Genomic DNA, 25,552 nt, shown 5'->3' with positions numbered 1-25,552 from the left:
AAAAAGCCTAGGGGTTAACAAAAATTTGGAACAACCATTAGCACCATATTCCGTTTGTAACTTGGCTGCCGTTAACTTGGCGAAGTTTGCAAACAAAGAAACGAAAACAGTTGATTTTGATTCATTGCGCAAAACGGTCAAAGTTGGCGTACGTATGCAGGATAATGTTATCGATGCAACACCGTACTTCCTGGAAGAGAACAAAAAGCAGGCACTTGGTGAACGTCGAGTTGGGCTTGGTGTAATGGGCCTTGCCGATCTATTGATTTACTGTGAAAAAGAGTACGGTTCTGAAGAAGGTAATGCGCTAGTCGATGAAATCTTCAAGACAATTGCGGTTGCAGCGTATGAAGAGTCGGTTGAACTGGCTACAGAGCGCGGCAGCTTCCCATTCCTTGAAGGACAGACAGAAGCAGAAACAGCACGTTTGCGTGAAGCATTTATTAACACAGGCTTCATGAAAAAAATGCCACAGCATATTCGCGAAAATATTGTGGCAAACGGTATTCGTAATTCGCATTTATTGACGGTTGCACCTACGGGTAAACAAGTTGCCCCGTACATTTGTAAAAATGTAGCGTAAACTTGGCTATATGCGGGAAACCCTGGCGTATCTTTTACTACCTAGCTTTGCCAGCACCATAAAGGTAAAAATGTAAAAGTGTTGATAAGAATTTATCTACCAGACAATCCGCAGGGAAGTCGTGGCTGACCCCTCAACGACTACACGCCGAGCACCATTATTTTGCGAACACTCGTTCTTGTTTTATAATTAATAAAACAGTTGAAGGGTGATTCGATGAAAAAGAATTGTCTTAAATGTGGAAAAGAAATTAATGTAAAACCCAGTCAATTTGAACGGAAGAAATATTGTTCTAGAATCTGTAAAACAGAGTATCAAAAAAGTAATCCGCCTCAAATTTGGAGTGAAATGTCAAAAAAGATATTGATTCCATGTTCTTATTGTAAACAACAAATATTGAGGAAACCTTCTAATATTAATAAAACAAACTTTTGCAATATAAATTGCAAAAAACTATATCAAATACAAAATGGTCATTTATTTAATCAGCATTTAAGAAAAGATGTTGAAGTTAAATGTCTAACCTGTCATCAGATGTTTATTGTGCCTAAAAATCGTGAGCATACAGCAAAGTTTTGTTCTAAGGAATGTTTAGGAAAAGCTAATGGTATTAGAGGAAAGGAACAATATCGTAATCGAATTATTGTTTCTTGTAGTAATTGTCATAAGAAATTTGAAAAAACTCCCTCTACTATTAGAAAATTAAACTTTTGTACTGTAGCATGTATGTCCACTTATTATGCGGAGAAAGAAATGTTTGCTGGTGCTAACAGTGGTACATGGACAGGTGGTAAGGTTTCATATTATGGACCTAATTGGTATAGCCAACGGAGGAAGGTTAGAGCAAGAGATGAGTATACTTGCCAGGATTGCGGAATTACAGAAGCAGAGTATGGACAAGAGCTTTCCGTACATCACATTATTCCTTTTAAACAATTTAACGGGGATTGGAAGAAAGCGAATCAGCTTTCAAATTTAATTTCTCTATGTGAATCCCCGTGTCATCGAAAGAGACATTCTAGAATGGTTGATGATATAGTCTGACCCATATGGCGACATATGGAGCGGGTGATAATAGTCCCGCCCTCTAAAATTAGAGAGTAACAAAAGTGAGTACAGGTACAATGGTCGGAGTTGCAACAGGGCTTGAACCTTACTTCAGCTTCACTTACTACCGTTCAGGTCGTCTAGGGAAGTTTATTGAAGTAAAAGCTGAAATCGTAAAAGAATATTTAGATGCCAACCCGGGTGTGGATGAAAATAACTTACCGGAATGGTTCAAATCTTCAATGGAGCTTTCTGCGGAAGCCCATGCAGATGTTCAATGTATTATTCAAAACTGGATTGATTCATCTATTTCCAAAACAGTAAATGCGCCAAAAGGCTATGGAGTAGAGCAAGTGCAAAAAGTGTACGAGCGTCTATACCGCGGCGGTGCAAAAGGTGGTACGGTGTATGTTGACGGTTCCCGTGACACACAAGTATTAACATTAAAAGCTGAAGAGGCAAATTCAGATGAGCAATTGGAATTTGAAGAATTAAAACAATCAGAAGACCAAGTGAAGCGTCAAGTTGTGCTAGTGGATACAATTAAACCATTAACAGATACAGACGTGACAATTGGTTCGGAAGTTGGCAATACATGCCCGGTTTGCCGTCAAGGTACGGTAGAAGAAATGGGCGGGTGTAACACATGTACAAACTGTGGTGCACAGCTGAAATGCGGTTTATAAAATAAAAAAACGCAACTCATATAATATGGGTTGCGTTTTTGCTTTTCGGAAAAGTTGACGATCTTCCCTTTATTTAAAAATGCAGTCGTCCGGTAGCAGGATGTACTAATGGCCATGCACGAACGTCAATTTTTTTTGAAAAATGCAGGATCGGCTGATCACTTTCCACAATAATCCCTTGCTTGGACAGCGTTGTATTAAGGGTAATTTCGCCTTCTGCTTCTTGTAAAATCCAAGGGTGGTGCAAAATATCACAGCGTACCGGGAGATCTGAAGCATTTAATGTGTAGAAGCAGTAACGCTCGGTCATCCATTCTTCAAAGGAGCCTTTTACCGCAATAAATGGTGCGGAAACGGGTTTATAGCTGCCCGCGAATACAATGTCTGATCGATTGCGCCTTTTGCTTTCAAACAGTACTGTATCACCAAAGTTTTTAATATCCATCTTTGCATAGTGATACGGTAAATGAAAAAATGTGCGGGCACCTTTTACAGCCGGCCAATTATCCGCATCCAAACTGAAAAAGTATACGCCGGGTTTTCCATCAATCGTCACATAGGTGCGCACATTTAGTTCCGGAAATGTAGCGGTACCGGGAATTGGCGGCAACCCTCGAAACCTCACACCTGACATACGAAAAGGGACAACCCCAACCCAGTACACATCTTCATAAGAATCTAATTCCAGTGATTCTGGAACTAACTTCCGTAAAACCTCGTATTTCACCGGATAATGGGCGAATAACAGATCGCTCCATGTTTGCTTCATTCCCCACGGTAAATTTGGCAGCGGCCAAGGACGATGGCTGTCATCCCATTTGTTTTCTTGTATGTTTGGGAGTTCCTCCATAGCAAGTCACTTCTTTCACATCTATCGTATTTTATATAATTTCCTTCATTTTGACTTATAAACGTTCGCGGATTTGTTTTTTCCGCATCCATTGAGTAGCAACCCATTTTTCGCCTTGTATTACTGGCTCACCAGAATGAAGGGTAAGTTCATTTAATTTTTGATCATTGTAGAAATATTCAAAGTAAACCGCTGTACCTTTCTTTGGTACATTTACAATACCTAGATTTGGAAACGTAGTAACGCCTCCTTCTTCCACATCATTTAAGTAGACTACTAACGTGCTAATGCGATTATTACTGCTCGAAGGGTGATTTGGACCAAAAAAATCAAAATGTGGTTTGAATTCCTGGCCCGGTTCATAATGTAAAACTTGTAGACCCTCAGCATGTTCGATTGGAAGGTGCATCAGGCTGCTAATCCGTTTTTCAATTTCGGAAATAAGCGAATTTTCATTTTCCTCAAAAAACATACCACTGCTCGTACGAATTGAACTTATCTCTTTTTTTGCTAATTTGGATCTTTCCAAACGCGAAGAAGCACAATCGATTAAATTCTGGCATTCCTCATCACTTAAAACATTTAAAAACTTTACAATGAGCGGTTCTTCATGCAGAACTTCTGCTGTTATCGTTCGATTGTCAATTGAATAAACAGATTGAATAGGTAAAATGGAAACTTCTGTTGTCATATGTTATATCCTTCCGCAATGGCTTCTAAGTTAGTACAAAAACACTCTCACCCTTATATGATGAAAAGAATGTATTTCTACTCCGATACATATTATACCATTTAATTCAATTTAATGGTATTTAAGTAGCAGGAATATATTAAAAAAATTTTATGCCTGATCCCTAAGTTCTAGTATTTGTAAAAAAATAAATTAGCAGTTAAGAAGGATAAGAAAAAATTATTGATTTACATAAATAACCTAACATTTTATTTATGGCATAGTTTAAGTAAGATAATGGAAGAAGAGAAAGAAATGGAGGAATGTAAATGATTGTTGGATTACATCATGCACAAATAACAATTCCACTAGGTACTAAGGAAGCAGGGAAAGAGTTTTACTGCAAAGTATTAGGTCTAAATGAAATTTCAAAACCTTCTGCACTACAAGGGCGAGGAGGCTTTTGGCTGCAAGTAGGGAATCAGGAAGTACATGTAGGGACAGAAGAAGGCTTTAATCGGCTAACAACTAAAGCACATCTTGCCTACGAAGTTGAAGATATTTCTTATTGGAAAAAAGTATTGATGGAACATGATATTGAGATCTTGGATTCAGTACCTATTCCTCATTATGAACGGTTTGAATTTAGAGACCCTTTCGGAAATAGAGTAGAGATGATCCAACCCATTTAATCGATTGCAATTTCACTCTTGTTTATCCGCATCACTTTTTGATAATAGTTCAATGATTTCGTTATTCTGAGTTCGTATATCTTTTAAAATCCTCTCAATTGCCAAAGCGGTAAAAGTAATGATGATTAGAAGTGCAAAGCTGAAAAAGCCCATTTAAAATCTCTCCATTCTGATTCATATTGCATCTATTATACTAATACTGAAAAGAATAGTTAATTATTTCTAATAAGCTCCGCCTAATTAATGATGGTAAATTTATCGGAAATCGCGTATCATTGTAAGGTAGTTTTAAACTATCAGGTATATCCTGCAAATATATTGAATGATAGGTGAAAAAAATGAATTATCAAGTATTATTGTATTATCATTACACAACGATTGAAGATCCAGCTGCTTTTTCAGAAGAGCATTTAGCTGCTTGTAAGGAAATTGGTTTAAAAGGACGTATTTTAGTAGCCCATGAAGGGATTAACGGTACGGTGTCTGGTACGATTGAGCAAACACAAAGCTATATCGATATGATGGAAGCACATCCATTGTTTAAAGGGATTGTTTTCAAAATTGATCCAGCAGAAGGCCATGCGTTCAAAAAAATGCATGTACGTCCACGCCCGGAGCTTGTAAACTTAGGTCTGGAAGAAGATGTGAATCCGCATGAATTAACGGGCCGCTATTTATCACCGGAACAATTCCTGGAAGAAATGCAAGATGAAAACACAGTCGTACTAGATGTACGAAACACATATGAATATGATGTCGGTCACTTCCGTGGCGCAATTCGTCCAGAAGTAAAGAACTTCCGTGATACTCCGCAATGGGTACGTGACAACCGTGAATTATTCGAAGGTAAAAACGTTTTAACTTATTGTACAGGCGGAATTCGCTGTGAGAAATTCTCTGGTTGGATGAAGCGTGAAGGTTTTGGTGAAGTTGGTCAATTGCACGGAGGCGTTGCAACATACGGTAAAGACCCAGTTGCTAAAGGTCAGCTTTGGGATGGTCAAATGTACGTATTCGATGAGCGTCTGACAGTGCCGATTAACCAGGTGGAACATGTTATTGTAGGGCGTGATCACTTTGATGGGACACCATGTGAACGCTACATTAATTGTGCGAACCCTGAATGCAATGAGCAAATCATTGCATCAGAGGAAAACGAAGCGAAGCATTTAGGCGGCTGTACAATCGAATGTTCAAAACATGAACGTAATCGCTATATCGTCCGTCATAACTTAACGGAAGAGCAAGTACAACAAGCGATTGAATTATTAGAAGCTGAAGCGACAGTATAATAAATTTTTTAATGCATCTCTTAATAGAGATGCATTTTTCTTTTTTGTAAACAAAACACCCTATTGTAAATGCAATGTAAATAGATTTTTCTAAATATTCATCATAAATTGTCTGTTTTCTGTAATTCTTACATGATTCATTAAGCCTTTGAACATAATATTGACATATTTCATTTTCCTTCATTGATAATTATTTAAATCCTCATAAAAAATCCCTCTCGTTTGTTAATAAATCTCATAAATATTTACAAATTGGCTGTTTTATTTTAAATTTTCTGATTTTACTGATTGATTTTACATAATAAAAAGACGTGTTCTTCATAATTTACATAAGGTTTACATGTTTAATACATGCCATTAATTTTATGTATGTATTGTTAAAGCAGGTAGAAAACATTCATGTTGATGGAGGATTGAAGTATGTTGAAAAAAACATTTTACTTCATTGGGTTAACAATTCTAATGGTAGTATTAGCAGCTTGCAGTAATGAAGATTCTACGGAGTCCTCTTCAGGCGGCGGAGACTTAGTAACAATTTCAGGTTCTACATCAGTTGGACCTTTAGCAGAGAAATTAGCAGCAAAATATGAAGAAACAGAAGACGTTAAAATTGAAATAAATCAAATCGGTTCATCGGCAGGGATTACAAATGCAATCAATGATGTATCACAAATCGGGATGTCCTCGCGTGATCTAAAGCAGGAAGAAATCGACTCCGGTATTCAGGAGCTGGTCATTGCGTATGACGGGATTGTGGTTGTTACCCACCCATCAAATCCGGTTAAAGATTTAACGATGGAACAAGTGAAGCAAATCTTTACTGGCAAAATTACCAACTGGAAAGAAGTTGGCGGAAAAGATATGGAAATCGTAGTTGTATCACGTGAGGACGGATCTGGTTCGCGTGATGCCTTCCAGGAAATCGTCGGCTATGAATCTGGACAACTGATTCGCAATGCGATTGTTGCAAGCGGGAACGGAAATATTAAAACAACAGTTGCGATGAACAAACATGCTGTAGGATTCATCTCGTTTGAGTATATTGATGAAACTGTTTCAGCGATGGACATTAATGGCGTTAAGGCAGAAGCAGGCAATGTATTGGATGGTAACTATAAATTATCTCGTCCATTCTTATTCGTTTATAAAAAGAGTGTACCGGAGGCGGCAACGAAGTTTATGGATTTCATTTTAACTGCAGAAGGACAAGAGATTGTGGAAGCCGCTGGAGCGATTCCATTAACGAAATAATCAGTGCTGGAGGATAAATTTGTGAACACACAAAACAGAAACGAAGTAGAACAGCAAATAAGTAAAGGCAATAAGCGAAAATACTTTTTAGAAAGCTTATCATCGAAAATATTTTTAGCATGTGCGCTTCTTTCAGTAGTGAGCTTACTACTAATTGTAGGATTCGTATTTTATAAAGGTGCAAACCCATTCGTAACTGGCGGTTATAGCTTCTTCGACTTCCTATTTGGCAGCGACTGGGTACCATCAGAAGATAAATTCGGTATTTTCCCGATGATCGTTGCGTCAATTTATGCAACGATCGGAGCACTTGTTATCGGGGTACCAATCGGATTATTAACAGCAATTTTCTTGGCGGAAATTGCTCCTAAATCAGTAGCTAAAATCGTATCACCGGCAATTCAGCTTTTGGCTGGTATTCCGTCAGTATTATACGGTGTATTTGGTCTAGCGATTATCGTTCCATTTTTACAGGATAATTTAGGATTAGCTCGTGGACAGAGTTTAATTGCTGTTATTTTAGTACTGGCAATTATGATGTTACCGACAATTGTAACAGTTGCTGAAACAGCGATTCGTGCAGTGCCGAAAACATATCGTGAAGGTTCACTTGCTCTAGGTGTTTCACAAATCGGGACAATCTTTAAAGTCGTTGTACCGGCTGCAAAGTCAGGTATTATGGCAGCGATCGTTCTTGGATTGGGCCGTGCATTAGGTGAAACGATGGCTGTAATTTTAGTAGCGGGGAACTCGCTGGTCATCCCGACGAGCCTGACAGACAGTGTACGTCCATTGACGACAAACATCGCGCTTGAAATGGGTTATGCAGCGGGAACACATCAGGAAATGCTGTTTGCAACAGGGATTGTACTATTCTCATTCATCTTAATATTAAACTTTGTATTAGCACGCATTACAGCGAAGGGAGCTCAGTAACATGCGACAATTTAAAGACAATATGTATCGCGGCTTACTTTGGGGTTCCGCATTCGTATCAGTAGCCGTATTAGTTGTAATCGTTGGCTATATTTTCTATAAAGGTTTTTCTTATATCAGTTTTGATTTTATATTTGGTGATTATTCGCCAACAGGTGGCGGCGGAATATTCCCGATGATCGTCACAACGATTTTAACGATTGTCATTTCACTGTTAATCGCAACACCAATCGGAATTTTGGCGGCCGTTTATTTACACGAGTATGCCAAACAAGGACGTCTTGTACGTATCATCCGTTATGCGACAGAAAGTTTAACAGGAATTCCATCGATTATTTACGGTTTATTCGGTGCTGTGTTCTTCGTAGTAATCTTAAAGTTGGGAATGTCGATTATCGCTGCATCATTAACATTAACGATTATCGTATTACCGGTCATTATTCGTACGACAGAAGAAGCTTTGAAAACAGTGCCGGCAACATATCGTGAAGGTTCACTGGCATTAGGAACAACAAAACTGCAAACGTTAATAAAAGTTATTTTGCCAAGTGCAATGCCTGGAATTTTATCAGGAATCATTTTATCAATCGGCCGTATTGTCGGTGAATCGGCAGCCATTTTCCTGACTGCAGGTACCGTGGCGGCAATGCCATCAAGTATTTTCTCATCTGCCCGTACATTAACGGTTCACTCCTATTTAGTAACACAGGAAGCAGGCGATATCGGACTTGCAGCGGCAATCGGAATTGTATTGATCGTCATTATTTTAGTATTGAATTTAACGGCAACATATATCTCGAAGAAATTAAACAAAGCGGACTATTAAAAGGAGCGAAACCTATATGACTATGACTATTTCGGAAGCATCAATTTTTAAAACAACAACGACTTCTACGGGCGCTTTACCAACAAAAATTAAAGTAAATGATTTAAACCTGTTCTATGGTGAAAAACAAGCGTTATTCAATGTTAATCTGGACATTAAAGAAAAAGAAGTAACGGCATTAATCGGTCCATCAGGCTGCGGTAAATCAACATTTTTACGTACATTAAACCGCATGAACGATCTGATCGATGGTGTACGCGTAATCGGAAATATTCATATTGATGGCGAAAATGTTTATGAATCAAGCGATGTCATCAAGCTCCGTACAAGAGTCGGCATGGTATTCCAAAAGTCAAATCTTTTCCCGATGAGCATCTATGACAATGTTGCCTATGGTCCACGTATGCAGGGGATTAAAAGCAAAAAGCTCCTAAATGAAATTGTTGAAGAATCTTTACGCGGTGCAGCGATTTGGGATGAAGTAAAAGACCGTCTGAAGTCATCGGCTTTAGGTCTTTCCGGTGGTCAGCAACAGCGTATTTGTATCGCACGTGCCATCGCAATGAAGCCGGACGTCATTTTAATGGATGAGCCGACTTCGGCACTTGACCCGATTTCCACGTTAAAAGTAGAAGAACTCATTACACAAATGAAAAAAGACTATACAATTGTCATCGTAACGCACAACATGCAACAAGCAGCACGTATTAGCGATAAGACAGCATTCTTCTTAAATGGGGAAGTCATCGAATATGATGATACAAATGTTATTTTCTCAACACCAAAAGATGAGCGTACAGAAGACTACGTAACAGGACGATTCGGATAAAAGGGGGATTTTGGAATGATTCGCGAAAATTTCGAAAAGAACATGCTTGAACTGCAGGACAAAATGGGTGAAATGGTCGACATGACGGTTGTTGCAATGGAAAAGGCATTTAAAGCACTTCAGGAACAGGATATGGTGTTGGCACTGGATGTCATTGAAGAGGACAACTATATTGATGACCTGGAAAATGAAATTAATCAAATGGCAATTTGGCTGATGGCGAAAGAGCAGCCGGTAGCCCGCGACATGCGCCGAATTATCAGTGTTATTAAAATGTCTTCGGATATTGAACGCATTGCAGACTTTGCTGTAAATACAGCAAAAGCAACGATTCGTATTAGCAAAGAAGAAACGATTTTAGAAAAAACTTCATTAGTCGAAATGAAAAATGTAGCAATGGATATGCTGAAAAAATCAATGAAGGCATTTATCGATGCGGATATCGCATTAGCAAAAAAAGTTGGAGAGCTTGATGATATTGTAGATCGCAATAATCATGAAAACTATGCGCTTTTAACTGAGTATTTGAAAGAGTGCCCTCAAGAGATTGAGCAAACATTGCAATTGTTGTTCATTAACCGCTTTGTCGAACGTGCAGCAGACCATATAACTAATATGGCGGAGTCAACAGCTTACTTTATTAAAGGGCAGCTATTTGATTTGAATTAACTTCCTTCAACAGATTTTATGCTTAGGTGAAGCAGTAAGCACAGAGTGCATTTATATATAGATAGAGGTTAACATAATTTTTGGTCAATTTTCATCGGGTATTCAAATGCCTGCTGAAAGAAGTTAATGCCTCCGGCGGCTGTCATAGATTCGGTAAGAAATTCTTTGCGCGAACGCAAACCGAATCTGGACACAATTACGTCGAGGCGTAATTGATTAGAGAAGCGGGGAATCATTAATGACGAAAAAAATATTAGTCGTTGAAGATGACGAAAATTTAGTGAATTTACTGCATATTTATTTAGTAAAGGACGGCTATGAAGTCCAATGTGTACGATCGGGAAAAGAGGCACTGGCTGCTATTCAATCATTCGAACCGGATGCGATGCTGCTCGATTGGATGCTTCCGGATATGGAAGGAATTGAGATTTGCCGTCAATTCCGCTTCGATCATGACTTTCCGATTATCATGATTAGTGCGCGTACGGATGAATTGGATATTGTACTGGCGCTTGAAATGGGGGCGACAGAATATATCCGAAAGCCGTTTGGATTCCGTGAAATGCTTACACGCTTAAGAATCCATTTAAAACGATACGAAAGGGAATTACAGCAGCAAGAGCGTATTTCCCAAATGTTGATCGGTCCGTTCCGTGTAGATTTAATTATGTTCAAAGTGTACAAAGATGAAGTGGAAATTCCTTTAACAAAACGTGAATTTAAACTGCTGCTTCATTTATTGGAGCAACCGGGCAGTATTAAATCACGTGAAGAGATTATTAATATACTGGACTTTACAAAAGGGGATCGTCGTACAGTAGATGTACATATTCGTAGGCTTCGCGAAAAAATTGAAGAACAGCCGAGCTCACCGAAGTGGATCAAAACAAAAAGCGGGTTAGGTTATTATTTCAACTTTCCTTCACAGGAAGTGACATACAGTTCATAGGTAAAAAACATTTTGGAGCGATCAATTGTTTCAAGATGTTTTTTTTATGTTGGAAATTACATCATTTCTTTTACAAATGCAACAGCAACGGCTTATACTTAAAAAAGTAGATGGATGAGGAGGTCTGAATATGTCTGAACAAAATGAGAAAAAGAAATTAAGCCTGCAGGAACTAGTGAAGCAACAGCTGGAAGCAAAGAAAAACAATGCAGCTGGCAACAAAGGTAACTTAAAAGGTGATACATCAACGAAAAAGATGAAAAGTCAACAAACAAAGAAAACGAGCAATACCCGTCGTAAAATGGGCGTGTAATGGTTAGGGAAGACCGAAGCAAACGAAAATTTGCTTCGGTTTTTTCTGATATTTTATTTTTAAAAAATGATTTCAGATTTATAAGCAACAGTGCCCTAACATGTAAATGTTGGGGTTTTTTATATTATGATGTAAAAGTGATTCCAAATCATTCGTTAATCGTCTTTAAGAAGTAAGGAGGCTGATAGGTTGAGACGGGAAATTTTTGAAGCGCATTACGACGCTGTTTATAAATACATACGTTATTTAACAAATGATACGGATTTAACGCATGATTTGCTGCAGGAGACCTTTTACCGCTTTTATCAGAAAAATTATACTGAGCATGAACGGACTTATTTATTGAAAATTGCCCGAAACCTTGTTTATGACCATTATCGAAGGAAAAAAATTATTGGCTTTTTTCAATTGAAATCGGAGCCAGTTGCAACGGGAGAATTGCCGGAAGCAGTAATCGAGCGAAATGCGGAAAATGAAAAACTGTATGCCGCACTCCAGCAAATTAAATGGAATTACCGTGAAGTGATTGTGCTGCGCTACATAGAAGAATATTCGGTAAAAGAAACAGCGATGATTTTGACCTGCAGTGAAGTAAAGGTGAAAAATAATATGGCACGCGGCTTGAAGGCATTACGGGAACTGTTAGGAGGGGAAGACGATGTTTGAAAACGAAAAGTTAAATGATTTTAAAAAGATTTATGTCGATCCGGAAAAAAAGCAAGAGGACTTCAATAAAATTCAGCAGCGCCTCAACACTAAACCTTTTAACTGGAAAATCCCGGCAGTAATCATAGCGATTGCGTGCATCTCGCTGTTTTTAGTCGGTACATTTCCACAAAAGCAGCAAATCACTTCTGATGATATGGATAGTAGTGCATTACAAGCGGTTTATTTTATGCAATGGGAAGGGAATCCAGAGTCCATCTTTCAAGCTGGTGTGAGAAAAGTGAAAAATGAAGAAACATTAAAAGAGATTGAAACAGCGCTGCAACAGTTTCAGCAAACTGATATTAAAATAGAAGACCCATATATTCAACAAAGCTACAGGCTAAGCTTTAAAGATGATCAGGTGATGCGTATACAGGAATACCCCGGAAGCGAAGTAACGTATTATCGTAATGTCGATACAGGGGAAATATATTTATTAAGTGAAAATTCATTGCAGGAAATTATCAATTTACATGAACCGGCCGATCGAACATTATCTTTAATTATTGGCATAGTATTCCTGACGTTGGCAATGATTGCGACGAGTAAGGTGAAAAAAAAGATGCGTGACCCGGATGATCCGAAACGTTACATTCCGATGCATTCTACCTATTGGCAAAGCGTCGTGGAAATTTTGACATTATTAATCCTGATCTTACTTATTTCTGCATCACAACTACATCTGTTTGTGCTCATCTCGTTTTTGTTGCTGACAGCACTTATTAATATTCTATTAGAAGTAAAGCACGGCAAAAATAAAGGGCGCATATTCCAGTTTGTATTGGTGAAAGTATATGCAGGTGTTTATATTTATATATTTTTATGGCCCTTAATTTAAGTACATCGAATTTATGGATACCAATTTTAGATTGTTTAATTTTAGTACCTTTCAGAATACTTTGACAACAATTGCTATCCCTCGTACGATATTAATAAGTTACTAGAAGGGGTGGTAGTATGACGACGATCGAAAAAGCAAGACAACTCGATGAATTGGATGGACTGCAGAAATATGCAGAAGAGTTTTATAAAAAAGAAGGACAGATATACTTGGACGGCAATTCGCTCGGGTTATTGTCAAAGAGGGCGGAGCAGTCGGTGCATACACTGCTTAATTCATGGAAGGATTTTGGCATTGACGGATGGACAAATGGGGAACATCCTTGGTTTTATTTATCCGAAAAGCTGGCGGCAATGTGCGCACCATTAATTGGCGCGAAAAGTGAAGAGGTAATTCTGACTGGTTCCACAACAACAAACTTGCACCAGCTGTTGGCTACGTTTTTCAAACCGACTGCGTCACGCTATAAAATATTGGCTGACGAACTGAACTTCCCGTCGGACTTGTATGCGATTGCCAGCCAAATTGCTTTGCACAATTTGCCTGAGAGCAGTATGAAGCTGGTGAAAAGTGAAGACGGGCAAACGATTACGACAGAAGCCATCATCGAAGCGATGTCAGAGGATGTGGCGGTTGCGGTTCTGCCTGCTGTCTTATACCGCAGTGGCCAAGTGTTGGATTTGCAGGCGATTACGGAAGCCGCACATGAACACGGCATATTGGTTGGATTTGATCTATGCCATTCGATTGGTTCCGTTCAGCACCATCTTCATGAAATCGGCGCGGACTTTGCGTTTTGGTGCAATTATAAGCATTTAAACGGTGGTCCGGGCTCAGTAGCAGGATTGTACGTTCATGAGAAACATTTTGGAACAGCACCCGGATTGGCCGGGTGGTTTGGCTCAGCAAAGGAAAAGCAGTTTGATTTAGATGTAACAATTACCGCTGCACCGCATGCCGGGGCTTATCAGATCGGTACACCGCATATATTGAGTCTGGCCCCGATTGAAGGCGCACTTTCACTGTTTGAAGAAGCAGGAATTGAAGCGATTCGTGAAAAATCACTCGCCCTAACACAATTTATGATGGATTGTATTGAGCAAGAATTGCCGAACACATTTACTTTTGGAAATCCGCTTGACGAGACACGTGGCGGCCATCTGTTTTTAGTGCAAGACGAGGCGGCAAGAATCTGCAAAGCATTAAAAGAATATGGCGTTGTACCGGATTTCCGTGCACCGAACGGCATCCGCCTGGCACCGGTTGCGCTGTACAATTCCTTTGAGGAGGTATGGCATTCAGTGCAGATATTAAAAGATATTGTCACAAACAAAACTTATGAGAAGTACGAAAATAAACGAGATATCATTGCATAAGGAGTGAGTCAGTGGATAAACGTTCAATTTCGGATTTGCAGCACAAGCTAAAAGATGAAAAAGGGATTCATACAGATTTTCGTGAAGATATGACATACAGCGATTATTTAAGTCTGGCCCCACTTTTAAACAGTCAAAACCGTCTTTCCGACCATCATGATGAAATGCTTTTTATAATTATTCATCAAGTGAGTGAACTTTGGATGAAGCTGATCATTCATGAAATGCGCGGTGCGATTCGTGCGATTCAGCAAGGAGAGATGCAGCCGGCATTTAAGATGCTTGCACGTGTTTCGAAAATCCAAATGCAGATCATTCAGGCGTGGGATGTATTGGCAACGATGACGCCGGCCGAATATTTGCAGTTTCGTGATGAACTGGGGAAAGCATCGGGATTCCAAAGCTATCAGTACCGCTTAATTGAATTTGCACTCGGCTATAAAACACCGTATATACTCAAAATCTATGAAAAGGAACCGGACATTCTTGAAGTACTTAAAGAGGCGTATGATGCGCCAAGTATCTATGATGTGGCGATTCAGGCATTGGCAAAAGCAGGATTGCCAATAACTGAAGCTTTGCTAAACCGTGATTTTTCGGTAGTATATAGTGGTGACGATACTGTTGCCGCCGCATGGAAAACCGTCTATGAAAATATCGATACGTACTGGGATTTATATCAGCTTGGTGAAAAGCTCGTCGATATTGAAGATTCCTTGCAGCAGTGGCGTTTCCGTCATATGAAGACGGTCGAGCGCATTATTGGCTTTAAAGTGGGGACAGGTGGCTCATCAGGGGTCAATTATTTGCGAAAAGTGCTCGATCACCGCTTTTTCCCGGAGCTCTGGGATTTGCGGACAGCTTTATAGCTTAGTTTAGACAGATGAGTGGAGTGAGACAGATGGAGAAGAGTAAAGGACAGTGGTCAAGTAAATTAGGATTTGTTTTAGCGTCAGCTGGTGCAGCGATTGGGCTCGGAGCAATATGGAAAATGCCATATGTAGCCGGTCAAAGTGGAGGTGGCGCATTCTTCCTGATTTTTGTGCTGCTGACATTAATTATCGGGCTGCCAATGCTTTTATCGGAATATATTATCGGGCGTGCCACACAAAAAGAGGCAGTTACTGCCTATAAAGTATTGGCTCCGAATACGAAGGCCTGGGCTTGGATTGGCAAGCTCGGCATCATTGGCTGCTTCTTATTATTATCGTTTTACAGTGTAGTTGGCGGCTGGATTTTTGTTTACAGCGGAGTTTCGGTAGCCGGAAATGTAATTGCACCAGCTATGGAACCAGGGGCATTTTTCGGACAAGTGACAGGTACACCTTGGATTGCTTTACTCGGTTTGGGATTATTTACATTGGCCAATGTAGTGATCATTGCACTTGGTGTTCAAAACGGGATTGAAAAGGCAAATAAATTCATGATGCCGTTACTGTTTATTATGTTCTTTATTTTAGTTGTAAGAGCCGTAACATTGGACGGAGCAATGGAAGGAATTAAATTTTTCCTGTATCCGGACTTTTCGAACATTACCGGTGAATCAATATTATATGCGTTAGGGCAGTCATTTTTTGCATTGGCTGTTGGATTCTCATGTTTAGTTACATATAGTTCTTATTTAAAGAAAGATGTGAGCTTACCGAATTCAGCAGGTTCTGTTGTAGGACTGAGTATTTTTGTATCCCTCTTGGCGGGCTTAGCGATTTTCCCGGTTGTATTTGCATTTGATATGGAAGTGGCAAGCGGACCGCCATTACTGTTTATGGTATTGCCTGCAGCGTTCTCGCAAATGCCGTTTGGCGAACTGTTTTTAGCGTTGTTTTTAATTCTGTTTTTATTTGCAACATTAACGTCATCGTTTAGTATGTATGAAATTATCGTTGCTGCCATTATTGAAAAATGGAACATTAGCCGCGCGAAAATTACAATCATCATCGGTATCCTTGTGTTTATCGCTTCGATTCCTTCAACATTAACGTACAGTTCATTAGGAGATGTTTCGATTTTTGGACGCAATATCTTTGATTTCACCGACTTTCTAGTGTCGAATATCATTTTACCGATCGGCAACTTGCTTATTGCGATATTTATTATGCATATTATGGATAAAAACCTCGTAAAAAGCGAGCTGTTGCAAGGAAGTAAAATGGGTGAAGGCTTTTACAGAACATATCGCTTTTTAATGACCTTCGTTGTACCGACAGTCATTGTCGTTGTGCTTGCATATTTAGTCATTCAATATTAGGGGTGAAGCCATGTGGATTGATATTACACAGCCGATGAAAAACGGGATGCCGAACTGGCCGGGGGATACACCGTTTTCTTTTGAAGTAGGATATACGAAACAACAGACGGGCTCGGTCAATATCGGACGGATGACGACTTCGCTGCACACCGGTACACACGCAGATGCACCGTTTCATTTTAACAGTGAAGCTGAAACGATCGAGCAATTGGATGTGAATGTGTATATCGGCGACTGCGTGATTGTGGATTGCATTGGGCAGGAAATGGTTACAGCTCAATCGCTGGAACCCGTTGATTTCCGTAGTGCAAAGCGTGTACTGCTTAAAACAATTGAACAGCCGAGTGCAGCATTTCCGCAAACTATTCCGGTTATTCATCCGAATGTAGCGCCATTTTTAAAGGAGCGCGGTGTAATATTGCTTGGCATAGACAATCCTTCCGTTGATCCATTGGACAGCAAGGAAGTATTGGCTCATCACAAGTTGTACGAACATGGCATTCATATTCTCGAAGGACTCGATTTAGGGCATGTTCAGCAAGGCCTTTATGAATTGATTGCATTGCCGCTTAAAATAGCAGGTGCTGACGGTGCACCTGTTCGTGCGGTCGTTCGAAAAAAGTTGATAGAGTGAAATAATAACAAGAAGCTCACGATTTTATGTCGTGGGCTTCTTTTGTAATAAAAATAAATTTCTTCGCGTTAAAAAAGTCCATTGAATAGTTTGATTTTGAGTTGTAATATATTCCTACAAAGTATTTTATTTGTAATCCAAAATTCCTAGGAGGGAAAAGCTTGAAGAAACGCAACGAAAAGGTTAATTGGATTCATCAATTAAATCTGTTTATTACGATTGGACTGGCTATTTTAATTGTTTCACCGCTTGTGATTGCAAACGGTTTTAGTAATTCAGTTCCATATTTAATTGCAGGAACCGGAGTTATCTTATTATCGACGGTCAATTATTTCTTGAATATTTCTAATTTTGCCAAAGGATTAATTTTTGTACTGATTCCTGCATCTGTCGTATTTTTATTGTTCTATCTTGATGGGTATACAATCAATAAACATTATATGTTGTTTGTCACATTTATTATGGGAGCAATGTATTTTAATGAACGGTTGATTAAGACATTTTTACTGATTGTCAGTATCTTTTATGTTTTCTTATACATAGCAGTGCCGGAAAATTTATTAGGGGTAAATGCCAATCTGGCCGTATTCATTACAGTATTTGTGAGTATGACCGGTTGTAACTATTTGCTTTACCGATTGACACAATGGGGCAACAAACTCGTGAAGGATGCCCAGGAAAAAGAGCGGGTAGCAAAAGAACTGTTGGAAAATTTAACATCAGTATTAAATAAAATCGATGAAGGTTCAATCCAGCTTGCACAAAATATTACACATGTAAATGAAAATGTGGGGACATTAAATGTTGCGAGCGAAACAATTTTACAGTCATCGAATCAAATGGCAGCAGCCATTCATAATGAAGCTGAAATGATTCAGCAAATTAATGAACAAATCATTTTATCTCATGAAAATATGGTAAAAACGAAAGAGTCTTCTAAATCGACTGTAAAGGATTCGAATGAAGTGCAGGAAGCGATTGAACGGAGCTGGAAGCAGGTGCACATTGTTACAGCTGATATGGCAACATTAAGCGACTCCATTGATTTAACGACAACGACAATTGACAATATGCAAGAGAGCCTTGCAAATGTAAACAATCTGCTAAATGGTATTAAAGCAATAGCGGATCAGACGAATTTACTGTCTTTAAATGCTTCAATAGAAGCAGCACGGGCAGGGGAGCATGGGAAAGGATTTGCGGTTGTTGCAGAAGAAGTGAAAAAACTTGCGGAAGAAAGTGCAAAAATCGCAACGAGTATTACCGTTGTTACACAGCAGTTGCTTGAGCGAGCAACAACTGCCCAGTTAAAAGCTTATGAAGGAAAAGAAGCAGTTCATTCAAGTGTTGGCACATTAAACGAAATTACAAGTTCATTTGATGGAATTAAACTATCATTTAATGATATACAAGGGAAGCTTCATCTAAACATGTCGACAATTACACATACAAACGAGCTTGTTGAAAAAATAATGAATCAAATTGAAAATATGTCCGCTATTTCTGAAGAAAATGCTGCAATGACTGAAGAAATCGCAAGTTCAATAAATGAAGAGCATATCATGATGAAATCGATTGCGGATGCCAGTAATGAACTTCAGCAGCTACATAGTGAATTAGCGGAAATTACAAAACGCTAATAATAGTAAACCGCACATAAAAAGGAAGTGTCCAAAATAACCGGACACTTCCCTTTTTAGTTATTCTACTTCGATTGCAATACTGTCTGTCACATCACCGTTGCTAAAGCGCGCCATACTGGAAATGATATACATACCTTTTTCCAGTGGGGCATTAAAACGTGTCGATGTGGCAATTTCTTTATAATCATAATCATCAATCCATTGTTGAATGGAAACACTCGTTACATTTTGACTATATTGAAATTCCATTACTTCCCCTGGATGTACTTTTACGTAAGGGGTTTTCTGTGCAATTATAATTTCATGCGGGGCAGCCGTATCAACACACTCTGCTTCACCTGCAGAATGCCAGCAATAGCTACCGCGAACTGTTTCAATCACCTGTTCATTCGTTACTGCTGTTACGTCAGGTATTACCGTTACTTCATTTTGTGCCATAAAATAGCGGCCAATAATAACAAGGATAATGATAGCAATAATAAGAAATAAACGATTTACATTTTTCATCAGAATGTCTCACCTCAATGTGTTGTATAGGTACTTTGTTGTTTTCGAAAAACGAAATCTATCCCAATCAGCACCGCCAAATACAGTAAAAGTCCAACAGCCGCCCAATAGTTATGTTCACTCAAAATACCTGCAACAAGTAAAAGGAAGGTTACACCAAATAACTTTACATAAATTCTTTTTGTAATCGTAAATTGGTTTTTGCTCCCGATGATAAACAGAATGCTATGTAGTAAAAAAAGGATAATCCATTCCCATTGTATTAATGGTTCGATATGAATCACTAAATTCATAATACAAAAACCGATCCCTGCAAGTACCGCATCTTTTGCTTTTCCATAATAAAAACAAAGAAATAGAAGTACACCGACTGTGAAACTGATCGTATATAAATCAGGAAGAGACAAGTAGAAAATCGAATTAATATCGAGCAAAGCCACAATTGTTGCTAATGTAATGACAATCGATCTTAAGCTGATCTTGAAAATCAGCAAAACAAATAAAACAAATAAAGCAAATGTGAGCAGCGCTAAAGCCAGCTCCAGATGTTCTATGCGTTGAGAAACGACATAAATTGAATGGGTGGATAAAACAAACAGAAAAAAGAGTAGGATGCTTTTCGAATCATTGTTCATAAACTTTCCTCAATTCCGAATAAGTTTGAAGAGAGGGCATAAAGAATAAAAACTATGCAAATCGCGAAGGAATTTGCATAGTTTTTATAAAAAAAGTGGAATTAGTAAAACTAGACATGCCTCTATCTACATCTTACTAAAATTTGAAATATAAGTCTATTTAAAATTTTCCTGCTATGTGATAATGAGGTTGCGCAAAATAGTCATAACGTTATGGTGAAACGAGGAAAAGAATGAAGCAAAATATTTATGATAATGACTTGTTTTTCAAAGGATATGAAGAAATTCGAAATCGGAAATTTAATTATAACAATTTGCTGGAGCGGCCCAATTTTATAGCACTAATGCCGGATATAAAAGGGAAAGTCTTATTGGATTTAGGCTGTGGAAAAGGGGAGTTTGCAAATGACTGTGTTGTAAACGGGGCACAGTATGTTGATGCAATCGATATTTCAGGTAACATGATTGCCGCAGCAAAAAAGCGCTATAAAAGTAATCGTCTTCACTTTCAACAAATCTCAATTGAAGATATAATCTTGCAGGAATCGAATTATCATCTTATAACAAGCGCATTGGCACTTCATTATGTAGCGGATTTTGAAGGGGTCATTGAAAAGGTAACCAGAGCATTGTGTCCAGAAGGAATTTTCCTTTTCTCCATCGAGCACCCGATTTCAACAGCTAATAAAGGTGTGGAACAATGGATTACAGATAAGAAAGAAACACCCTCGCATTTTGCAGTTTCACGTTACCAAGATGAGGGGAAACGAACACAGAACTGGCTTGTTGACAATGTCGTAATGTACCATCGTAGAATCGAAACAATTATAAACACACTGATCAACAACGGGTTACAAATAGAAAAGTTAGTGGAGCCAATGCCAACAGACGAAGCAATCGAATTACTTCCAAGCCTACAAAAAGAACAGCATCGTCCTTCCTTTATAATCTTAAAGGCGAGAAAGGCAAAATGAAAAATAAAGCGCAGAAATCAATCTGCGCTCCTTTTTTAATATTAGTGCTTATATTGACTAGTTATCAAAACGGTCATCGTCTAAATCTTCTTCGTACTTAATAATGTCGCCTGTTTTTGCATCGATTTCAAAATCGTACTCCATTTTACCGTTACGGATTTCAATCTCATAGATCAGACGGTTGTCATCTTCATCCAATTCCAGGTCCGTTACGGTACCTTTTGCTTTCGCTTGAGCAATTTCAATTGCCTGCTTTTCCGTGATAACAGCAGAAGTGTTCGATGAATCCGTTCCTTTTACTGTATCATCGGTTTTTTCGGTATTTTCCGCTGTAACTGTACGAATGTTTTCACGTTCTGTTACAACCGCTTTACCTGTACCTGCATTCACTTCAACCTCAATTTTTTCATTGTCTTTTAAGATGTCAATTTCATAATGTGGTGTACGATCATCTCGATCATATTCAAAACCAATAATTTCACCGTTTAATTGTTTTAACGCAATTTTCTTTGCTTCACCAGCTGAAATACTTGGGTTGTTTTCTGCTTGCGCAAATAAATCGGACTGTGCGAATACAGCGCCTCCACCAATTGCTACTAGTAATGCCGGGATTGCTAAAAATTTTTTATTCATATTTACTCGCTCCTTTTCTTGTTTGTAATGTCAGTATAACGAGCGAATATGAAAACGGTCTGAGAGAATTATTAGAAATTGATGAGAAAACTAATCATCATATTGAATTACGATAATTTCGCCGGTAATGGCATGGACTTGAACGATGACATCATCTTCCTGTTCAATCTCCACAAAATAGACGCCGCCTTCAGCGTTACCTTCAAATTCCACTGAATCAACTTCACCAGGCACTTCCTTTAATGCAATATCTACGACCTGCTGTTCAGACAGTACTGGCTTTGTTGCTTTTTCAACTGGCTTACTTGTAGATGTTTGATCTTCTTTTGATACTTCCGAATTATTTTGCTCATCTTGCTTTTTTTCATTTTTATGAATGAGCTTTAAATCGGAAAATTGCCCTGTAACGGCATTTACATTCACTTCAAAAATCGAACCATCTTTATTGAACGAAGCGATAAATTGATCTTTTTCTTTCACCAATGTTTGGACTTCCGCATTATAAATATCTTTAATCTTCACTTCCAGTTCATTCGTGTTCAGCTCATGCGGTGTTGATAATTGCTTGACTGTCATTGTAATGAAAAATCCAATGAGAATGACGGCGATGCATAGGGTAATCCATTTAGCTTTCATGTTGTGCACCTCCTGAAAGTGGAACGATGAGTAAAATCGTTGTTCCTTTTCCTAGTTCACTGTCAATGGAAACTTCGGCATTCAGACGATCGGCGAGTTCCTTTGCAATCGAGAGGCCAATGCCGGTGCCACCAGTTTTCCGGTTACGGTCTTTATCAACCCGGTAAAAACGATGGAACAAATTCGGAAGGTCCTCTTGAGGTATACCAACACCAAAATCCTGTATAGAGATATGCAGATCATTTTTCACAGAAGCGTGAATTTTAATGACATCGTCACTGTATTTTCGTGCATTATCAATAAATATAAAAAGCAGCTGTTTTAATTTTGCTTCATCCGTTGTAATGTCAACATCAGGAATATTAACGTGAATCTCACGATGATAAGCAGTTTTTATACTTTGAACAATCTGATCGATAAAAGGCTGTAATGCAAATGTCGTCATATTGATTTTCGTCATTTCATTTGTTTTTGCCAATGCGAGCATTTGTTCAATCATGGCCTTCATATTGGTAGTTTCCTTTAAAATTGCTTCCAACGCTTCTTCCGTAATTTTTGCGTCTTGTGTGCCACGGCGTTTTAACAGCTTTGTATAACTTTCAATGACCGTTAACGGTGTTTTCAGTTCATGTGAAGCATTGCCGACAAATTGCTGCTGTTTGTCATGGGCATCTTCCAACTGTGCCATTAAATGATTGTACGTCGTTGCCATTTGTGCTATTTCATCGTTCGATTGCTTGCGGGTGGGAATCTGTTCATAGCTGGACTGCTGAATATTTTTTTCCATCGTCGACGTTAGCTGCAAAACGGGTTTTACGATCAGTTGAACAAATAGTTGGCTCGCCAAATAAATCGGAATGAGTGCAACAAGTGTCATCAAAACTAATATAATTAACAGTCGATTCATATTATCGGTAATGGTCGGCAATGGCTGGATCAGCTTTGCCTCGGCAATTTCATCATTCGGCAAAATGATTGGAGTAGCAAGTGCGATATGAGGGACATCATGTATTGTTTTTTCCGTATAATGCTGTGCCGGATCAAGTTTAAAATCAATTTGCTCCGAGGTTTTTTGAAGACGGATTAATGGTTTACCCGTATTATCATCAATCTCACGAACGATGATCGCTCCATCAGTCGGGAGATATGCCCCGAAAATCGAATCAATTCCATCCATGGATTCAAGTGCGCTTATTGCTGTTGTCAGCTCATTTGCCCGTGCCTGTAATTGCTCTGCCTCTGTGGAAAAAGCAAACTCTTTATACAAATAATAAATGCCTGTAAAACTACCGATTAAAATAACCGAAGTCAATAACATGGAAAACAGATTTACTTTTGTATTAAGTTTCATTTGACGCTTCCTTTAACACATAGCCGACACCGCGAACTGTATGTAGTAGTGGCGGTAAATTCAGATTTACCTCTAGTTTTTGACGCAAATAACGGACATATACATCGACAACATTTGTATCACCATAATAGTCATATCCCCAAACTGCATTCAGCAGCTGTTCCCGTGACTGTACAAGTTTAGCGTGCTTCATAAAATGCAGCAGCAAGTCAAACTCACGAGGAGTCAAATCAATTTGTAGCGCGTTTCTTGTGACTTCTCGGGTTTGCTCATTTAATGATAAGTCCTGAAATGTGTGGACAGACGATGATGTTGGTTCTGGAGCAGATTTGTGCGAAAATCGCAATGCAACACGAATTCGTGCAAGCAGTTCATCGAATTCAAATGGTTTTGTTATATAGTCATTTGCCCCGTAATCAAGCCCTGTCACTTTATCTTCAATATTGCTTTTAGCAGTGAGTAAAAGAACGGGAACGGTTTCATTATGTTTGCGAATTCGTTTCAGCACTTCCAGGCCGTTCAGCTCCGGAAGCATCACATCAAGCAACACTAAATCATATTCGTCTTCATGAAATTTTAGCAAACCGTCCGTACCGGTATTGGCAATTGTTGTTTCATAGCCTTCAAACCCTAACTCCAGCTGTAATACACGCGCGATCTGCTGTTCATCTTCCACAATTAAAATTTTAGACATGCAAAACACCCACTTCTATCTGTTTTGTATCCATCGTATTGTAAAAGAGGCGGTATTGGCAATGGAGAAACGTTATTCGGTGAAAAATGATCAAAAAGGGGTAGCGATGCTTGGGATAAAACTTCCATTTCATGTTACTCTATTTACAGGGGGTGTAAAATAATGGATTATAGTGAATTGAAAAATTTTAAGCTTCGCTATTTTATACTGTTTGCGATTGGTATATTCATAGCGAGCTTTATCTTGTTATTTTTAATCGATATCCCAGCAAGTGAGGAATGGGTTACATTTTTTGTTTCGGTCAGCTGTTTAATGTACTTGCTGCATCAAACAAAAAAATGGAATTTCTCGTTTAATGAACAGCCGATTCATACTACGATGACAAAAGGGCGCTGGGCAAAATATTTATCGATTACCGCTAGCTTCCAATTGATTACCGTTGTATTTACAACAATCCTATTCACGATTGTGTATCTTATTTTTGAAGAGCATATACGGGAACTGTTTTCATTCTTTCCGATGCTGAATTTGGATGAAGTACAGCCATCATTTCTCGTTTACGTATTATTCTTTATTAATATTTGCATTCTTGCCCCCATATATGAGGAGATGTTATTTAGAGGGATCTTGCTTCGCCGTTTCACCTTGAGATGGAGTCCGCAAAAGAGTATTATTATTTCCTCCCTTATATTTGGTGTTATCCACCTTAACCCAATCAATGTCGTATTTGCCTTTGCATTAGGATGCGTGCTTGGCTACGCGTATTTAAAAACGAAAAATATCGTGATACCAATGCTTTTACATAGCTTTAATAACTTCTTGGCATATCTCCAGTTTGTCTATACAAATCAAACGACAAAACTTGATTTACCGACAACAGAAGCAGCCCAGCAGGAATTGCTGATAAACATGGCGTTCTTCTTAATTTTTGCGGCCATTATTATTATCTTACTCGTCAAATACTATAAAAACTTTCGTCAGTTAAAAAATCCGGCACCGAAGTCGGAGGAACAAACGGATATCGAAACGGTTTAGCTAATCATGGACAATACAAGATTAGGCTGAGATATAACCTCAAA

General features: G+C 38.7%; 28 protein-coding genes and 1 pseudogene. 21 read left to right on the top strand and 8 right to left on the bottom strand.

What is annotated here, in order from left to right:
• Window positions 1-22: 22 nt before the first annotated feature.
• The 3 genes and pseudogenes from MHH44_RS13200 to MHH44_RS13190 form a co-directional block, all read left to right on the top strand.
• Window positions 23-583: pseudogene (locus MHH44_RS13200) on the top strand (vitamin B12-dependent ribonucleotide reductase); the annotation flags it as partial.
• Window positions 584-799: 216 nt separating this feature from the next.
• Window positions 800-1,627, top strand: a complete 828-nt coding sequence (locus MHH44_RS13195) for an HNH endonuclease (protein WP_340798823.1) — start codon at window positions 800-802, stop codon at window positions 1,625-1,627.
• 65 nt (window positions 1,628-1,692) lie between these two features.
• On the top strand, window positions 1,693-2,316 hold the full coding sequence (locus MHH44_RS13190; protein ID WP_340798822.1) for a response regulator SirA: 624 nt from the start codon (window positions 1,693-1,695) through the stop codon (window positions 2,314-2,316).
• A gap of 73 nt (window positions 2,317-2,389) precedes the next feature.
• Here the strand turns inward: MHH44_RS13190 and MHH44_RS13185 are convergent, their stop codons facing one another.
• The gene (locus MHH44_RS13185) at window positions 2,390-3,166 is read right to left on the bottom strand and encodes a YqjF family protein (protein ID WP_065215679.1); all 777 of its coding nucleotides are present in this window, start codon (window positions 3,164-3,166) and stop codon (window positions 2,390-2,392) included.
• A 55-nt stretch (window positions 3,167-3,221) separates the two neighbouring features.
• Window positions 3,222-3,857 carry a 2OG-Fe(II) oxygenase gene (locus MHH44_RS13180; RefSeq protein WP_340798821.1) on the bottom strand — a complete coding sequence of 212 codons (636 nt, stop codon included), beginning with the start codon at window positions 3,855-3,857 and terminating at the stop codon, window positions 3,222-3,224.
• 308 nt (window positions 3,858-4,165) lie between these two features.
• Here MHH44_RS13180 and MHH44_RS13175 point away from each other — a divergent pair, with 308 nt between their 5' ends.
• The 16 genes from MHH44_RS13175 to MHH44_RS13100 all read left to right on the top strand — a co-directional run bounded on the left by MHH44_RS13175 (window position 4,166) and on the right by MHH44_RS13100 (window position 19,040).
• Complete coding sequence (locus MHH44_RS13175) at window positions 4,166-4,528, top strand: VOC family protein (RefSeq protein ID WP_340798820.1); 363 nt, start codon at window positions 4,166-4,168, stop codon at window positions 4,526-4,528.
• A 338-nt stretch (window positions 4,529-4,866) separates the two neighbouring features.
• The gene (gene trhO / locus MHH44_RS13170) at window positions 4,867-5,820 is read left to right on the top strand and encodes an oxygen-dependent tRNA uridine(34) hydroxylase TrhO (RefSeq protein ID WP_340798819.1); all 954 of its coding nucleotides are present in this window, start codon (window positions 4,867-4,869) and stop codon (window positions 5,818-5,820) included.
• Window positions 5,821-6,240: 420 nt separating this feature from the next.
• The gene (locus MHH44_RS13165; protein ID WP_340798818.1) at window positions 6,241-7,071 is read left to right on the top strand and encodes a phosphate ABC transporter substrate-binding protein; all 831 of its coding nucleotides are present in this window, start codon (window positions 6,241-6,243) and stop codon (window positions 7,069-7,071) included.
• A 21-nt stretch (window positions 7,072-7,092) separates the two neighbouring features.
• Window positions 7,093-8,007, top strand: a complete 915-nt coding sequence (pstC, locus tag MHH44_RS13160) for a phosphate ABC transporter permease subunit PstC (protein WP_008404324.1) — start codon at window positions 7,093-7,095, stop codon at window positions 8,005-8,007.
• A gap of 1 nt (window position 8,008) precedes the next feature.
• Window positions 8,009-8,833: a phosphate ABC transporter permease PstA gene (gene pstA, locus MHH44_RS13155; RefSeq protein ID WP_008404323.1), complete on the top strand. Its 825-nt coding sequence runs from the start codon at window positions 8,009-8,011 to the stop codon at window positions 8,831-8,833.
• 16 nt (window positions 8,834-8,849) lie between these two features.
• Window positions 8,850-9,662 carry a phosphate ABC transporter ATP-binding protein PstB gene (gene pstB / locus MHH44_RS13150; RefSeq protein ID WP_008404320.1) on the top strand — a complete coding sequence of 271 codons (813 nt, stop codon included), beginning with the start codon at window positions 8,850-8,852 and terminating at the stop codon, window positions 9,660-9,662.
• A 15-nt stretch (window positions 9,663-9,677) separates the two neighbouring features.
• Window positions 9,678-10,331 carry a phosphate signaling complex protein PhoU gene (gene phoU / locus MHH44_RS13145; protein ID WP_008404318.1) on the top strand — a complete coding sequence of 218 codons (654 nt, stop codon included), beginning with the start codon at window positions 9,678-9,680 and terminating at the stop codon, window positions 10,329-10,331.
• Window positions 10,332-10,569: 238 nt separating this feature from the next.
• Window positions 10,570-11,280, top strand: coding sequence for a response regulator transcription factor (locus MHH44_RS13140; protein ID WP_340798817.1), 711 nt, complete (start codon window positions 10,570-10,572; stop codon window positions 11,278-11,280).
• 130 nt (window positions 11,281-11,410) lie between these two features.
• Entirely contained in the window at window positions 11,411-11,593 is a 183-nt protein-coding gene (locus MHH44_RS13135) for a hypothetical protein (RefSeq protein ID WP_008404313.1), read from the top strand.
• 189 nt (window positions 11,594-11,782) lie between these two features.
• A complete protein-coding gene (locus tag MHH44_RS13130) occupies window positions 11,783-12,259 on the top strand; it encodes an RNA polymerase sigma factor (protein ID WP_340798816.1) in 477 nt (158 codons plus the stop codon).
• On the top strand, window positions 12,252-13,139 hold the full coding sequence (locus tag MHH44_RS13125; RefSeq protein ID WP_340798815.1) for a signal recognition particle: 888 nt from the start codon (window positions 12,252-12,254) through the stop codon (window positions 13,137-13,139). Before MHH44_RS13130 ends, MHH44_RS13125 begins: the two co-directional genes overlap by 8 nt.
• 119 nt (window positions 13,140-13,258) lie before the next feature.
• The gene (gene kynU, locus MHH44_RS13120) at window positions 13,259-14,518 is read left to right on the top strand and encodes a kynureninase (protein WP_008404306.1); all 1,260 of its coding nucleotides are present in this window, start codon (window positions 13,259-13,261) and stop codon (window positions 14,516-14,518) included.
• 11 nt (window positions 14,519-14,529) lie between these two features.
• Window positions 14,530-15,387: a tryptophan 2,3-dioxygenase gene (gene kynA / locus MHH44_RS13115; RefSeq protein ID WP_008404304.1), complete on the top strand. Its 858-nt coding sequence runs from the start codon at window positions 14,530-14,532 to the stop codon at window positions 15,385-15,387.
• 32 nt (window positions 15,388-15,419) lie between these two features.
• Complete coding sequence (locus MHH44_RS13110) at window positions 15,420-16,766, top strand: sodium-dependent transporter (protein WP_008404302.1); 1,347 nt, start codon at window positions 15,420-15,422, stop codon at window positions 16,764-16,766.
• A gap of 10 nt (window positions 16,767-16,776) precedes the next feature.
• Window positions 16,777-17,400 carry an arylformamidase gene (kynB, locus tag MHH44_RS13105; protein ID WP_008404300.1) on the top strand — a complete coding sequence of 208 codons (624 nt, stop codon included), beginning with the start codon at window positions 16,777-16,779 and terminating at the stop codon, window positions 17,398-17,400.
• A 161-nt stretch (window positions 17,401-17,561) separates the two neighbouring features.
• Window positions 17,562-19,040 (top strand): methyl-accepting chemotaxis protein, encoded by a 1,479-nt coding sequence (locus tag MHH44_RS13100; RefSeq protein WP_008404298.1) that lies wholly within the window; start codon window positions 17,562-17,564, stop codon window positions 19,038-19,040.
• A 60-nt stretch (window positions 19,041-19,100) separates the two neighbouring features.
• Here the strand turns inward: MHH44_RS13100 and MHH44_RS13095 are convergent, their stop codons facing one another.
• The gene (locus MHH44_RS13095; RefSeq protein WP_008404297.1) at window positions 19,101-19,550 is read right to left on the bottom strand and encodes a hypothetical protein; all 450 of its coding nucleotides are present in this window, start codon (window positions 19,548-19,550) and stop codon (window positions 19,101-19,103) included.
• 14 nt (window positions 19,551-19,564) lie between these two features.
• Complete coding sequence (locus tag MHH44_RS13090; protein ID WP_340798814.1) at window positions 19,565-20,185, bottom strand: heat-shock protein; 621 nt, start codon at window positions 20,183-20,185, stop codon at window positions 19,565-19,567.
• Window positions 20,186-20,418: 233 nt separating this feature from the next.
• On the opposite strand from MHH44_RS13090, the gene MHH44_RS13085 reads away from it, so the two are divergent.
• Window positions 20,419-21,159 (top strand): class I SAM-dependent methyltransferase, encoded by a 741-nt coding sequence (locus MHH44_RS13085; RefSeq protein WP_008404294.1) that lies wholly within the window; start codon window positions 20,419-20,421, stop codon window positions 21,157-21,159.
• 57 nt (window positions 21,160-21,216) lie between these two features.
• Here MHH44_RS13085 and MHH44_RS13080 read toward each other — a convergent pair whose 3' ends face one another.
• The 4 genes from MHH44_RS13080 to MHH44_RS13065 all read right to left on the bottom strand — a co-directional run bounded on the left by MHH44_RS13080 (window position 21,217) and on the right by MHH44_RS13065 (window position 24,473).
• The gene (locus tag MHH44_RS13080) at window positions 21,217-21,792 is read right to left on the bottom strand and encodes a PepSY domain-containing protein (protein ID WP_065215689.1); all 576 of its coding nucleotides are present in this window, start codon (window positions 21,790-21,792) and stop codon (window positions 21,217-21,219) included.
• Between the two features lie 90 nt (window positions 21,793-21,882).
• A complete protein-coding gene (locus MHH44_RS13075; RefSeq protein WP_008404292.1) occupies window positions 21,883-22,428 on the bottom strand; it encodes a PepSY domain-containing protein in 546 nt (181 codons plus the stop codon).
• Entirely contained in the window at window positions 22,418-23,779 is a 1,362-nt protein-coding gene (locus MHH44_RS13070) for a sensor histidine kinase (protein ID WP_008404290.1), read from the bottom strand. The genes MHH44_RS13075 and MHH44_RS13070 overlap by 11 nt, the downstream gene beginning before the upstream one ends.
• Window positions 23,769-24,473: a response regulator transcription factor gene (locus MHH44_RS13065; protein WP_008404288.1), complete on the bottom strand. Its 705-nt coding sequence runs from the start codon at window positions 24,471-24,473 to the stop codon at window positions 23,769-23,771. The genes MHH44_RS13070 and MHH44_RS13065 overlap by 11 nt, the downstream gene beginning before the upstream one ends.
• Window positions 24,474-24,635: 162 nt before the next feature.
• Here MHH44_RS13065 and MHH44_RS13060 point away from each other — a divergent pair, with 162 nt between their 5' ends.
• A complete protein-coding gene (locus MHH44_RS13060) occupies window positions 24,636-25,508 on the top strand; it encodes a CPBP family intramembrane glutamic endopeptidase (RefSeq protein ID WP_340798813.1) in 873 nt (290 codons plus the stop codon).
• The last annotated feature ends 44 nt before the right edge of the window (window positions 25,509-25,552 follow it).

The organism is Solibacillus sp. FSL K6-1126, assembly GCF_038003445.1.
GTDB lineage: Bacteria > Bacillota > Bacilli > Bacillales_A > Planococcaceae > Solibacillus > Solibacillus silvestris.
This window is presented reverse-complemented; position numbering and strand designations above follow the sequence as displayed.